This window comes from Streptomyces sp. NPDC052023 (assembly GCF_044548465.1).
GTDB lineage: Bacteria > Actinomycetota > Actinomycetes > Streptomycetales > Streptomycetaceae > Streptomyces.
In genome coordinates this window covers 188,663-202,113 of the sequence record NZ_JBIUBW010000006.1, presented here as the reverse complement: position 1 = coordinate 202,113, position 13,451 = coordinate 188,663, and the positions used below count along the sequence as shown (strand labels likewise).

The following is a 13,451-nucleotide window of genomic DNA, read 5'->3' as shown; positions in this document are numbered from 1 at the left end:
CATGGACATCCGCACCGAGCAAGGCCATTTGGGGAAGGTGTCATGACTGCCAACGTCGACGGAGTGCCCGGAAAATTCGCGACCCTCGGGCTGACCTACGACGACGTGCTGCTGCTGCCGGGCGCGTCGGACATGGCACCCGACGAGATCGACACCGCCTCGTACGTCTCCAGGAACGTGCGGGTGAACATCCCGCTGCTGTCCGCCGCCATGGACAAGGTCACCGAGTCGCGCATGGCGATCGCGATGGCCCGCCAGGGCGGCGTGGGCGTGCTGCACCGGAACCTGTCCATCGAGGACCAGGCCAACCAGGTCGACCTGGTCAAGCGCTCCGAGTCCGGCATGGTGACCGACCCGATCACCATCCACCCGGACGCCACGCTCGCCGAGGCCGACGCGCTGTGCGGCAAGTTCCGCATCAGTGGCGTCCCGGTCACCGACGGCGACAAGAAGCTGCTCGGCATCGTCACCAACCGCGACATGGCGTTCGAGACCGACCGGACCCGCCGGGTGCGCGAGGTCATGACGCCGATGCCGCTGGTCACCGGCAAGGTCGGGATCTCGGGTGTCGACGCCATGGAGCTGCTGCGCAAGCACAAGATCGAGAAGCTGCCGCTGGTCGACGACAGCGGCGTCCTCAAGGGCCTGATCACGGTCAAGGACTTCGTCAAGGCGGAGAAGTACCCGAACGCGGCCAAGGACGCCGAGGGCCGGCTCCTCGTCGGCGCGGCCGTCGGTGTCGCCGGCGACGCCTTCGAGCGCGCCCAGGCGCTGATCGAGGCCGGCGTCGACTTCATCGTCGTCGACACCGCGCACGGTCACTCCCGGCTGGTCGGCGAGATGGTCGCCAAGATCAAGTCGAACTCCTCCGGCGTCGACGTCATCGGCGGCAACATCGCCACGAAGGACGGCGCGCAGGCGCTGATCGACTCCGGCGTGGACGGCATCAAGGTCGGCGTCGGCCCCGGCTCCATCTGCACCACCCGGGTGGTCGCCGGCATCGGCGTGCCCCAGGTCACGGCCATCTACGAGGCCTCCCTCGCCGCCAAGGAGGCCGGCATCCCGGTCATCGGCGACGGTGGTCTGCAGTACTCCGGCGACATCGCCAAGGCCCTGGTCGCGGGCGCCGACACGGTGATGCTGGGCTCGCTGCTCGCGGGCTGCGAGGAGTCGCCGGGCGAGCTGATGTTCATCAACGGCAAGCAGTTCAAGTCGTACCGCGGCATGGGGTCGCTCGGCGCCATGCAGTCCCGCGGCGACCGCAAGTCCTTCTCCAAGGACCGCTACTTCCAGGAGGGCGTCGCCTCCGACGAGCAGCTGGTGCCCGAGGGCATCGAGGGGCAGGTGCCCTACCGGGGTCCGCTGTCCTCGGTCGTCCACCAGCTGGTCGGCGGTCTGCGCCAGTCGATGTTCTACGTCGGCGGCAGGACGGTTCCCGAGCTGCAGGCCAACGGTCAGTTCGTGCGGATCACCTCGGCGGGCCTGAAGGAGAGCCACCCGCACGACATCCAGATGACGGTCGAGGCGCCGAACTACAGCCGTAAGTGACGTCCGCGCGCGCGTGAAGCCTGCTCAGGGGCGGTCCCGGGGTTCCGGGGCCGCCCTTGCCGTGCCCATCGGGGATACTGGAAGGCGCTGAAACGCATCAGGGAAAGGCCACACACGTGACTGAGATCGAGATCGGGCGCGGCAAGCGCGGCCGCCGGGCGTACGCCTTCGACGACATCGCCGTCGTCCCCAGCCGCCGTACGCGGGACCCGAAGGAGGTCTCGATCGCCTGGCAGATCGACGCCTACCGCTTCGAGCTGCCCTTCCTGGCCGCCCCCATGGACTCGGTCGTCTCGCCGGCCACGGCCATCCGCATCGGCGAGCTCGGCGGCCTGGGCGTGCTGAACCTGGAAGGCCTGTGGACGCGGTACGAGGACCCGCAGCCGCTGCTCGACGAGATCGCCGAGCTGCCCTCCGAGTCCGCCACCCGCCGCCTCCAGGAGATCTACGCCGCGCCGATCAAGGAAGAGCTGATCGGGCAGCGCATCAAGGAGGTGCGCGACGCGGGCGTGGTCACCGCGGCCGCGCTGTCCCCGCAGCGCACGGCGCAGTTCTCCAAGGCCGTGGTGGACGCGGGCGTGGACATCTTCGTCATCCGCGGTACGACGGTCTCGGCGGAGCACGTCTCGTCCTCGCACGAGCCGCTGAACCTGAAGCAGTTCATCTACGAGCTGGACGTCCCGGTGATCGTCGGCGGCTGCGCCACCTACACCGCCGCTCTGCATCTGATGCGCTCCGGCGCGGCCGGCGTCCTGGTCGGCTTCGGCGGCGGCGCCGCGCACACCACGCGCAACGTGCTGGGCATCCAGGTGCCCATGGCCACGGCGGTCGCCGATGTGGCGGCGGCCCGGCGGGACTACATGGACGAGTCCGGCGGCCGCTATGTGCACGTGATCGCGGACGGCGGTGTCGGCTGGTCCGGCGACCTGCCCAAGGCGATCGCCTGCGGCGCGGACTCGGTGATGATGGGCTCCCCGCTGGCGCGCGCCACCGACGGCCCGGGCAAGGGCCACCACTGGGGCATGGAGGCGGTCAACGAGGAGCTGCCGCGCGGCAAGAAGGTCGACCTCGGCACGGTCGGCACGCTCGAGGAGATCCTCACCGGCCCGTCCCACACCCCGGACGGCTCGATGAACCTCTTCGGCGCCCTGCGCCGCGCCATGGCCACCACCGGCTACAGCGAGCTCAAGGAGTTCCAGCGGGTCGAGGTCACGGTGGCGGACTCGCAGCACCGCCGGTAGGCCGTACGACGCGAAAGGGCCCGTCCACCGCTCGGTGGACGGGCCCTTCGGCTGTCTCGTTATGCCGCGGCCTTCTTGGCGCCGGAGTACGCGGCGAACGCGCCGATGGCGAGGAACAGGAACGTCATCGCGTCGGCGGACTCCTGCCAGGCCTCCATCAGCAGGTCCAGGTGGCCGGTGAACATCTCGGGGGCCGAGACGCCGACCAGGTCGGCGGCGAGGATCGCGGTGCCGATGAGCTGGCCGAGGTAGACGGCACCCAGGGACAGCACGGCGCTCAGCAGGGGCAGCACCGGGTTGGCGCCGCCGACCTTGCCCGCCGCGAAACCGACGAGGAAGCCGACGCCGATGGCCGCGAAGCCGATCTCGTACTCGGTGGCGCCGACGACGGCGCCGTAGATCCCGGCGCTCACCAGGGCCACCACGACGGCGGTGAGCGCGCCGAGGGCGACGTTCCCCCGCGCGGGAGCGGGCGGGGCCGGCGGGACGGGGGCCGGCGGCTGGGCGAACGGGTTACCCCCGGCCGGCTGCGGCGGTACTGACTGGGTCATGACAGATTCCCCCCACGGGACTGGCGAACGAGCGGAGTCCCGCGCACAGGTGTGCGACTGGGACGCCGAAGAGTAACAGGCGCATCGGCCCGTTCCACCAGCGAAATTCACCCGCCCGGGTGATCAGAGCCGGTGTGCCGCGCCGGTCGGCGTCGTGCCCCGGGTGTCGAGCAGGAGCTGCGCCTTCACGGACAGGCCCTGCAGGTCGTAGGTGCGGTGGTTCTGGAGCAGGATCGTGAGGTCGGCCTCGGCGGCGGCCTCGTAGAGCGAGTCGGCGCGCGGGACGGGGCGGTCGAGGATGTTCCAGGACGGGATGTGCGGGTCGTGGTAGCTGACGGAGGCGCCGAGCTCCATCAGGCGGATCGCGATCTCCTGGACGGGAGTGGCCTGCTGGTCGGCGAGGTCGGGCTTGTAGGTGACGCCGAGCAGGAGCACCCGCGCGCCGCGGGCCGACTTGCCGTGCTCGTTGAGGAGGGTGGCGGCGCGCTGGACGACGTAGCGGGGCATCCGGCTGTTGACCTGCTGGGCCAGTTCCACCATCCGCAGGCCGCGGCCCGCGCGGCCGGTCAGGTCCTGCGGGACCGCGTGGCCGCCGACGCCGGGGCCGGGGCGGAAGGCCTGGAAACCGAACGGCTTGGTCTCCGCGCACCGGATGACGTCCCACAGGTCGACGCCCAAGTCGTGGCAGAGCACCGCCATTTCGTTGACCAAGGCGATGTTGACGTGCCGGTAGTTGGTCTCCAGGAGCTGTACGGTCTCGGCCTCGCGGGGGCCGCGCGCGCGAACGACCTTGTCGGTGAGGCGGCCGTAGAAGGCGGCGGCCGACTCGGTGCACGCGGGGGTGAGGCCGCCGATCACCTTGGGGGTGTTGGCCGGGGTGAAGTCGCGGTTGCCGGGATCGACGCGGCTGGGGGAGTAGGCGAGGTGGAAGTCGCGGCCGGCGCGCAGCCGTGAGCACTCCTCGAGGAGCGGACGGAGGAACTCCTCGGTCGTGCCGGGGTACACGGGCGACTCCAGGATGACCGTGGTGTGCGGGCGCAGCCGGGCCGCGAGGGTGCGGGCGGCCGCTTCCACCTGGCTCAGGTCCAGTCCGCCGTCCGCGTTCCTGGGGGCCGGCGCGCAGATGACCGCGGTACGCACCCGGCCCAGCTCGCTCGGACCCACGGCGTGCCGGAAGCCCCCCGAGAGCATCCGGCGCAGTTCGGCGGGGCTGAGCGAGCCGGGCTCGGGGCCGGTCTTGTAGCCGACGGTGGGGATGCCGGCGGCGACAGCGGCCTGGGCCAGCGGCAGGCCGAGCGGGCCGAGTCCGATGACGGCGAGATCTGCGGGCATGGAGTGGGCCGTCCTTCCCAGTAACCGAAGCGGGACAGGTGCGCAAGCCCTGTGGACAGGACGAGCGAGCGCACTGTCAGACTAGGAGTAAATATGACCGTTTTGCGGTATTGCGCTCGCTCGTGTCACTGCTCGTGTCCGCCTCCCGGCCGCTTCGGCCGCCGTTGTCGGGGCAGGTTGTCCACAGGCTGGAGGTGTGTGGTGGCTGAAGCCGGACGACGCGGTCAGACTTTGAGCGTGGGGGATGTGGACCGGGTCTCGCCCGACGGGTGCGGCCGACGCGAGGCGATGTGCGGGAGGCAGCGGTGAGGACAGGGACACTGGGGCCGGCGCAGCGCGCCGAGTCGCTCGCGGCCATGGCCGACAGGGAGCTGGACCTGCTGGTCGTGGGCGGCGGAGTGGTCGGCGCGGGCACCGCGCTGGACGCCGTGACGCGCGGCCTGTCGACAGGCCTGGTCGAGGCACGTGACTGGGCGTCCGGCACGTCGAGCCGGTCGAGCAAGCTGATACACGGCGGCCTGCGCTATCTGGAGATGCTCGACTTCTCCCTGGTCCGCGAGGCGCTGAAGGAGCGCGGACTGCTGCTGGAGCGGCTGGCGCCGCATCTGGTGAAGCCGGTGCCCTTCCTCTACCCCTTGCAGCACAAGGGCTGGGAGCGGCTGTACGCCGGCTCGGGCGTCGCGCTCTACGACGGCATGTCGATGGCCCGCGGACACGGTCGCGGCCTGCCGGTGCACCGGCACCTGAGCCGCCGTCAGGCCCTGCGCGTGGCGCCCGCGCTGAAGAAGGACGCGCTGGTCGGCGCGTTGCAGTACTACGACGCCCAGATGGACGACGCCCGATTCGTCGCCACCCTGGTGCGCACCGCCGTGTCGTACGGGGCGAAGGCGGCCAACCGCGCGCGGGTGACCGGCTTCCTGCGCGAGGGCGAGCGGGTGGTCGGCGCCCGCGTGCAGGACGTCGAAGGGGGCGGCGAGTACGAGATCCACGCCAAGCAGATAGTCAACGCCACCGGCGTGTGGACCGACGACACCCAGGCCATGGTGGGCGAGCGGGGACAGTTCCACGTCCGGGCGTCCAAGGGGATCCACCTGGTCGTGCCGAAGGACCGCATCCACTCCAGCACCGGGCTGATCCTGCGCACCGAGAAGTCCGTGCTGTTCGTCATCCCGTGGGGCCGGCACTGGATCATCGGCACCACCGACACCGACTGGGACCTCGACAAGGCGCACCCCGCAGCGTCCAGCGCCGACATCGACTACCTGCTGGAGCATGTGAACTCGGTGCTCGCGGTGCCGCTCACGCGGGACGACGTCGAGGGCGTGTACGCCGGTCTGCGGCCGCTGCTCGCCGGGGAGTCCGACGCCACGAGCAAGCTGTCCCGGGAGCACACCGTCGCGCACCCGGTGCCGGGCCTGGTCGTGGTGGCCGGCGGCAAGTACACGACGTACCGGGTGATGGCCAAGGACGCGGTCGACGAGGCGGTGCACGGCCTCGACCTGCGGGTCGCCGAATGCGTCACCGAGGACGTGCCGCTGATCGGCGCGGAGGGCTACCGGGCACTGTGGAACGCGCGCGCGAGGATCGCGGCGCGCACCGGCCTGCACGTGGTGCGCGTGGAGCACCTGCTGAACCGGTACGGGTCGATGGCGGAGGAGCTGTTCGACCTCATCGGAGACAACTCCTCGCTGGGCGAGCCGCTCACGGGCGCCGAGGACTACCTGCGCGCCGAGATCGCGTACGCCGCCTCGCACGAGGGCGCACGGCACCTGGACGACGTGCTGACGCGGCGCACCCGTATCTCCATCGAGACCTTCGACCGGGGCACCCGCTGCGCCCGCGAGGCCGCCGAGTTGATGGCGCCGGTGCTCGGCTGGGACAAGGACCAGATCGAGCGCGAGGTCCAGCACTACGAGAAGCGGGTGGAGGCCGAGCGCGAGTCGCAGCGCCAGCCGGACGACCTGACGGCGGACGCGGCGAGGCTGGGAGCGCCCGACATCGTTCCGTTGTAGGAGCTGTGGGCACCCGGGGCGAGACCCGCTTGTCGGGTGAGGGACAATGGAGGCTCTGTCAGGGCGGGTTGCATGAGGGGACGCATGTCGGAGGCGGAGCGGGCGGGGACAAACCGTCAGGACACTCGTCAGGACAACAACGAGCGTCTTCTCGCCGGGCGGTACCGGCTGGGAGACGTGCTCGGTCGCGGCGGCATGGGCACGGTGTGGCGCGCCGAGGACGAGACCCTCGGCCGGACGGTCGCGGTCAAGGAGTTGCGGTTCCCGTCCAACATCGACGAGGACGAGAAGCGCCGGCTCATCACGCGCACGCTGCGCGAGGCCAAGGCCATCGCGCGGATCCGCAACACCAGCGCGGTGACGGTCTTCGACGTGGTCGACGAGGACGACCGGCCATGGATCGTGATGGAACTGGTCGAGGGCAAGTCCCTCGCCGAGGTCATCCGTGAGGACGGCCTCCTTCAGCCCCGGCGCGCCGCCGAGGTCGGCCTCGCCGTCCTCGACGTACTGCGCTCCGCGCACCGCGAGGGCATCCTGCACCGCGACGTGAAGCCGTCGAACGTGCTGATCGCCGACGACGGCCGGGTCGTGCTCACCGACTTCGGCATCGCACAGGTCGAGGGCGACCCCTCCATCACCTCCACCGGCATGCTCGTCGGCGCGCCCTCCTACATCTCCCCGGAGCGCGCCCGCGGCCACAAGCCCGGCCCGGCCGCGGACCTGTGGTCGCTGGGCGGTCTGCTGTACGCGGCGGTCGAGGGCGTCCCGCCGTACGACAAGGGCTCCGCGATCGCCACGCTCACCGCGGTGATGACCGAGCCACTGGAGGAGCCCAAGCACGCGGGCCCGCTCAGGGACGTCATCTACGGGCTGCTCACCAAGGATCCCGACAAGCGCATCGACGACGCCGCTGCCCGGTCCATGCTCAAGTCGGTCATCAACGCGCCCGACGCCAAGACCGCCGAGCCGGCGGACGCCACCAAGGTCGTGCCGCTGCCCCCGCAGCCGGACGGACCCGCCAAGGGCGGGAGTCCGGCGCGCGGCGAGGGCCGGGACGGAGCCGACCGGCTGCGCGGGGCGCTGCGATCGGCCCGCAAGGCCGCGGCGGCGACGGGCGCGGCGGCCGGGGCTCGTACGGCCACCGCGAAGGGCACCGGGGACGCGGGCGATCCCGGCGCGGCCGCCGGGCGCACGGCCACCGGGTCGGCGTCGGACTCCGGGTCGGCGTCGGACTCCGGTGCGCGGGGCGGCAACGCGGATTCGGGCGGCCGGAGTTCCGGGTGGCCCGTGATGACGCCGCCGGACCTGCCGCCGCGGCCGGTGCCGAGGGCGCCGCTCACCGACGTGGTGCCGCGGCGGACGCTGGTGGTCATCGCCGTGGCCGTGGCGCTCGCCGTGCTCGGTGTCGTGCTGGCCGTCGTGTTCAACGCGGGCGGCGAGGGAGCCGACCGGGGAAGCGGCGGCGGCGACAGGACGGCTCCCGGCGCGAGCAGCAGTGGTGACACCAAGTCGGACGACAGCGGGGCCCACACGGACGGTGCGGCCACGGGGTCGGCGGGGGCCACGCCGGGCGGCACGCCGAGCGCCGGTGGCGGCCCGGCCGGCGACGGCGGTGAGGACCCGGACGACTCGTCGGACGGGCAGGGCTCCTCGGACGGCGAGGGCTCCTCCGACGGCACCGCCGCGGAGTCGACGTACAAGGGCGGCCAGGGCTACTCCATAGGGCTGCCCAAGGGCTGGAAGTACGGGTCGTCGGACGCCGCGGGTGACCGGTTCACCGGACCGGGCGGGCAGAAGCTGCTGATCGCCTGGACCTCCACGCCCAAGGACGACCCCGTCCGGGACTGGGAGAACCAGGAGCGCTACATGACGCGCTCGCAGTACGACCGGATCCGGATAGCTCAGGTGGACTACCGCGGCTGGAACACCGCCGACTGGGAGTTCACCTACGTCGACGGAGGCACGAAGTACCGGACGATCGACCGCGGGTTCGTCGTGAACGACCGCCAGGGCTACGCGCTGATGTACACGGCGAAGGCCGCGACATGGAACGGCGCGCTGCGCGAGAGCACCTGGCGGACGCTGACCGAGACCTTCCGTCCGAAGGCGTGAGCGGGCCCGGGAGCGGGTCGGGCACATGAGATCCCGTGAGATCTCCCATCCCCTCCGTGCGGGTTGCCTCCGGCACGTATCGTGAGTGGTTGCGAACCGTACGCATCGGGAACGCATCCGGAACGGGACGCCGCACGAACGGAATTGACCACCCGGCGGCCGGGGGAGGCAACGTGGACGACTACGCGGGGCGCGTGCTCGCCGACCGCTACCGCCTGCCGCTGCCCCCCTCCGACGAGTACGAACTCACCGAGACACGGGCCTTCGACACCTACAGCGGACAGGAAGTCCTGGTGCGGCAGGTGCCGTTGCCGGAGGTCGTCGAGGCGGAGGTGCTCGACACGGAGGGGCTGCCCGAGGGGTTCACAGCGCGTGACCGTGCGGCCCGGCGCCCGGCCGCCGGGCGTGCGGGGGCCGTCCGCCGACCTGCGGACCCCGCGGTCCGGCGCGCGGTGGAGGCCGCTCAGGCGGCCGCCGCGATCCCCGACCACCCGCGGCTGGACCAGGTCTTCGACGTGTTCACCGAGGGCGGGTCGCTGTGGGTGGTGAGTGAGCTGGTGGCCGCGCGACCGCTGGCCGCGCTGCTCGCCGAGCAGCCGCTGACGCCCTACCGGGCGGCCGAGGTCGCCTCCGACGTGCTGACGGCGCTGCGGGTGCTGCACGCGCACGGCTGGGTGCACCGGAACATCACCGCGCGGACGGTGCTCGTCTGCGACGACGGGCGGGTCATGCTGACCGGCCTCGCGGTGGGGGCCGCGGAGGAGGCCCTGTGCGGGTACGACCCGGTGCCGGCGCCGCCGTACGACGACGGCGGTGACGGTGGTGGGGCGGCCGGGGCTCTGGGACCGGCCCGGGGGACGTTCGCGGCCGCCGGGGTCCACGAGCTGAACGAGGCCGGTGTCCCCGCAGCGAGTGTGCTCGGCGGCGGTGATCCCGAGGCCGCGCGGCGGGCCGCCATCGAGGCGCGGGCGGCCGGAGGACTGCCGGTCCCCGGTGTGGACGCGGCCGGCAGCGTGGGCGGTTCGGCGGCGCTGGCCCGCAGGGCGCAGGAGACCGGCGGGGACATCCGGGCGGCACGGGCCGGGGCGATCGCGGCCTACCGGGCGGGAGCACGTGCCGCGGCCCGGGTCCAGGACACCCGGCAGAGCGGCCGCGCGGCCCTGCCCGGCGCGCGCACCGCGCCCGAGGACGGCCCGGAGCAGGCGCCGCACACCCGCGGCCCCGAGGGCAACCCGCCGGGGCAGATCGCGGACCCGTACGGCGTGCGCGCCACGCCCTGGCACGGCGCGACACCGCGCGACACCGGGGCAGGCCCCGGACAGCCCGGCCAGACCCAGGCCAACGGCCTGGCCCGGCCCGTGGTGCCGCCGTACGCCGACGGCCCGGCCCAGCAGGGCGTGCCGCCGTACGCCAACGGCCTCGCTCATCCCGGCGTACCCGCCCCCGCCCAAAAGGTGGCGCCCCAGGCGCCCCAAGGCCGTGCCGCAGCCCAGGACGGCACCCGCTGGGACGATCTCGTGGCCGGCACCCCCGCGCCCCGCCGTGGTCCCGCCACGGCGCTGGCCGCGGAGCGGGCGCGGCAGGCGCGGATGGCCGTGGTGGGACCGGTGACCGAGCGGTGGGCGCCGGAGCAGGCCGGGCCGGTGCACGAGAACTGGCAGCTGGCGCCGCCCATCGGCCCCTCCACCGACCTGTGGGCGCTCGGGGCGCTGCTCTTCCGGGCCGTGCAGGGGCATGCGCCCTACCCGGAGGAGTCGACGGCCGAGCTGGTGCAGCTGGTGTGCGCGGAGCCGCCCGCCTTCGCCGAGGAGTGCGGCCCGCTGCGGCCCGTGGTGGAGTCGCTGCTGCGTCAGGACCCCACCGAGCGGCTGGACTTCGAGGAGCTGCGCGGCTGGCTGCGTTCCCTGGTGCGGTCCGCGCCGGAGCCGGAGGCCGGCGTGCATGTGGTCGCCGCGCCGCCGCCCGACGCGAGCCGGTTGCCGATCGTGCGCCGCAAGGGGGAGCTGGTGCGCAGGCGTCGCGCCGGACTGCCCGCGCGGCACGGGCGGCACAAGCGGGACCGGGAGAAGACGCGTTCGCCGCGCAGCCTGGGCCGCACGCTGCTCCTGCTGATACTGCTCGCGCTGGCCGGCGCGATCGCGTACGCCGTGCTGTTCATGCCCAAGGCCGGCGAGGGCGGCGCCGGCGGGGCGCGTCCCGACCGGACCGGTGCCGCCGGGCAGGTCGGCGAGGAGCCGGGGCCGACGCCGGAGGCGAGCAGCGAGCCGCGCCCCGACCAGAACTCGCCGGACGACGAACCGACGGGCTCCCGGTCCGGCGTGTCCGAGGGCTTCACCCTGCACGACGACCCGGAGGGCTTCCGCGTGGCCGTCGCCGAGGGCTGGCAGCGCGCGCCGAAGAACGGCAGCGGCCAGGTCGTCTACTCCCAGGGCGACTTCGCACTGATCCTCGTACCGGGCCGGGACGGCGCGGACGAGTACGGCGGCGACCCGATGGCGTACCAGCGGGAGCGGGAGCCGGAGCTGCGGCCCTACCGGGAGTCGAGCTGGGCCACCTCCACCGGGCTGAAGACCATCGAAGTCGGCGGGCGGACCATGGCCGAGGGACAGTTCACCTGGAGTGACGACGCGGGGCGCGACCTGTTCGTGCGCAACCTCGCCATGCTGCTCGACGGGCGCTACCACGTGCTCCAGGTGCGGGGCCCGGAGGCCGAGCGCGACGAGGTGACCAGGCTCTACGAGCAGGCGGCGGCCACCTACCAGGCCACCGGCTGAGCGAATCGGGGCAGTCGGCCCGGTGGTTGCCTGTCGTCACCGAAAGCGACAACCGTCACAGTGCGGTTTCCGTGGGGTCCCCGTGGTTCCCCGTTCGCGGGCCGGTCCCTACGCTGAACCTGTCAAGAACATTGCGGGGAAACGTGAATCAGATGCAGGGCCGGCTCATCGGAGGCCGCTACCGGCTCACCGACGCCATCGGCAGCGGCGGCATGGGACGAGTGTGGCGTGCCCACGACGAGGTGCTGCACCGGGCGGTCGCGATCAAGGAGCTGACCGCGGCGCTCTATGTCTCCGACAGCGACCAGGCCGTCCTGCTGGCCCGCACCCGGGCGGAGGCACGGGCGGCCGCGCGGATCAACCACTCGGCCGTCGTCACCGTCCATGACGTGCTCGAACACGACGGCCGGCCATGGATCGTGATGGAACTGGTCGAGGGCCGCTCGCTCGCCGACGCGGTCAAGGCGCAGGGCCGGGTCGAACCGGCCGAGGCCGCCCGGATCGGCATGTGGGTGCTGCGCGCCCTGCGCGCCGCGCACACCGCTGGTGTCCTGCACCGGGACGTCAAGCCCGGCAACGTCCTGCTCGCCGACGACGGCCGTGTCCTGCTCACCGACTTCGGCATCGCGCAGATCGACGGCGACACGACGATCACTCGCACCGGAGAGGTCGTCGGGTCGGTCGACTACCTCGCCCCCGAGCGGGTCCGCGGACACGACCCGGGACCGGCCTCCGACCTGTGGGCGCTCGGCGCGACGCTGTACACGGCGGTGGAGGGCACCTCGCCGTTCCGCCGCACCTCGCCGCTGTCCACCATGCAGGCCGTCGTCGAGGAGCACCCCGCCGAGCCCCGGTACGCCGGTCCGCTCGGACCCGTGATCACCGCCCTGCTGCGCAAGGAACCGGCCGCGCGGCCCGCCTCCGACGAGGCGGAGCGGCTGCTCGCCGAGGTGGCCGGCGGGGGCAGCCCGCAGGTGACCGAGGTGCTCGTGCCTCCGGCGCGGCGGCCGGAGGCAGGCCCGGCCCGGCAGGAGACCCGCGAGCACTCCCGGCCCGACCTGGTCGGCCCCCCGTCCGCACCCGTACCGGCGGCCGTGCCGACGCGCCGGCGGCTGCGGCTGCGCACGCTGGCCCTCGTCGTGGCCATGGCGGCCGTCGTCGGCGGGGCCGGGGCGGTGGTGGTGCAGCAGTGGGACAAGGGCCACGCCGGGAACAGCCCCTCCCCGTCGGCCGGTTCGTCCGTCACCCCCTCGGACTCACCGGAACCCCAGGAGTCCGTCCCGGCCACCTGGGTGCGCAGGGACGACCCGGCGGGTTTCAGCCTCTCGCTGCCCGACGCCAGTTGGCAGCGCAAGGTGTACGGCGTCCAGGGTGACCTCACACAGATCGACTACACGCCCGACGACGGCACGCACCTGATCCGTATCGCCGTCGACAAGTCGCCGGACTTCGACGACCCCTACGAGCACCAGCTGGACCTGGAGGAGCAGCTGCAGAGGCTCGCGCAGTATCAGCGCGTGACCCTGGAGAGGAGCACCTACCGGGACCGTGAGAGTGCCCGGTGGGAGTACACGTGGACCGCGCTGGAGAGCGACCCCGGCGCGTACGCGGGGCCGCGCCGGGCGATCGAGGAGATGTACATGACCCGGGACGGGGTCGAGTACGCGATCTAAATGTCGGCGCCCGCGGCGGACTGGGAGACGACGCGGGAACAGTTCGGCAACGTGCTGCAGGGGTGGCGGCCGAGAGGTCCGTCCTGACGGGTGTGACCGCCCGGCCGGACGGTTGAGCGCGCAACGGCACCCTCGCGACATGGGCGTTTGTCGGCCACGCCACCCGTTCGGCCCGGAGGGTCCCGCTCCGGCTGGGGCATGATGTGCT

Annotated in this window: 7 protein-coding genes and 1 pseudogene; 6 read left to right on the top strand and 2 right to left on the bottom strand. The window is 72.8% G+C overall.

Annotated features, from left to right (window positions below; translation table 11 throughout):
* Positions 1–42: 42 nt before the first annotated feature.
* Both guaB and ACIHCM_RS15695 read left to right on the top strand, forming a co-directional pair.
* Positions 43–1,548 carry an IMP dehydrogenase gene (gene guaB / locus ACIHCM_RS15700; protein ID WP_399895149.1) on the top strand — a complete coding sequence of 502 codons (1,506 nt, stop codon included), beginning with the start codon at positions 43–45 and terminating at the stop codon, positions 1,546–1,548.
* 116 nt (positions 1,549–1,664) lie between these two features.
* Positions 1,665–2,789 (top strand): GuaB3 family IMP dehydrogenase-related protein, encoded by a 1,125-nt coding sequence (locus tag ACIHCM_RS15695; RefSeq protein ID WP_399895146.1) that lies wholly within the window; start codon positions 1,665–1,667, stop codon positions 2,787–2,789.
* A 59-nt stretch (positions 2,790–2,848) separates the two neighbouring features.
* On the opposite strand, the gene ACIHCM_RS15690 is transcribed toward ACIHCM_RS15695, so the two are convergent.
* Together ACIHCM_RS15690 and ACIHCM_RS15685 are read right to left on the bottom strand one after the other, a co-directional pair.
* A complete protein-coding gene (locus tag ACIHCM_RS15690; protein WP_399895143.1) occupies positions 2,849–3,340 on the bottom strand; it encodes a hypothetical protein in 492 nt (163 codons plus the stop codon).
* Positions 3,341–3,463: 123 nt separating this feature from the next.
* Positions 3,464–4,672, bottom strand: a complete 1,209-nt coding sequence (locus ACIHCM_RS15685; protein ID WP_399895140.1) for a nucleotide sugar dehydrogenase — start codon at positions 4,670–4,672, stop codon at positions 3,464–3,466.
* Between the two features lie 305 nt (positions 4,673–4,977).
* Here ACIHCM_RS15685 and ACIHCM_RS15680 point away from each other — a divergent pair, with 305 nt between their 5' ends.
* The 4 genes and pseudogenes from ACIHCM_RS15680 (at position 4,978) to ACIHCM_RS15665 (ending at position 13,330) form a co-directional block, all read left to right on the top strand.
* A complete protein-coding gene (locus tag ACIHCM_RS15680) occupies positions 4,978–6,684 on the top strand; it encodes a glycerol-3-phosphate dehydrogenase/oxidase (protein ID WP_399895138.1) in 1,707 nt (568 codons plus the stop codon).
* A gap of 84 nt (positions 6,685–6,768) precedes the next feature.
* Positions 6,769–8,796 (top strand): serine/threonine-protein kinase, encoded by a 2,028-nt coding sequence (locus ACIHCM_RS15675; protein ID WP_399895570.1) that lies wholly within the window; start codon positions 6,769–6,771, stop codon positions 8,794–8,796.
* A gap of 173 nt (positions 8,797–8,969) precedes the next feature.
* Entirely contained in the window at positions 8,970–11,570 is a 2,601-nt protein-coding gene (locus ACIHCM_RS15670; protein WP_399895135.1) for a protein kinase, read from the top strand.
* A gap of 152 nt (positions 11,571–11,722) precedes the next feature.
* A pseudogene (locus ACIHCM_RS15665) lies at positions 11,723–13,330 on the top strand (serine/threonine-protein kinase).
* Positions 13,331–13,451 lie beyond the last annotated feature (121 nt).

Excerpts from the sequence above, each read along its gene's own strand:
- ACIHCM_RS15675 (WP_399895570.1), top strand. The coding sequence starts at position 6,769 with ATGTCGGAGGCGGAGCGGGCGGGGACAAACCGTCAGGACACTCGTCAG.
- guaB (WP_399895149.1), top strand. The coding sequence starts at position 43 with ATGACTGCCAACGTCGACGGAGTGCCCGGAAAATTCGCGACCCTCGGG.
- ACIHCM_RS15685 (WP_399895140.1), bottom strand. The coding sequence starts at position 4,672 with ATGCCCGCAGATCTCGCCGTCATCGGACTCGGCCCGCTCGGCCTGCCG.
- ACIHCM_RS15690 (WP_399895143.1), bottom strand. The coding sequence starts at position 3,340 with ATGACCCAGTCAGTACCGCCGCAGCCGGCCGGGGGTAACCCGTTCGCC.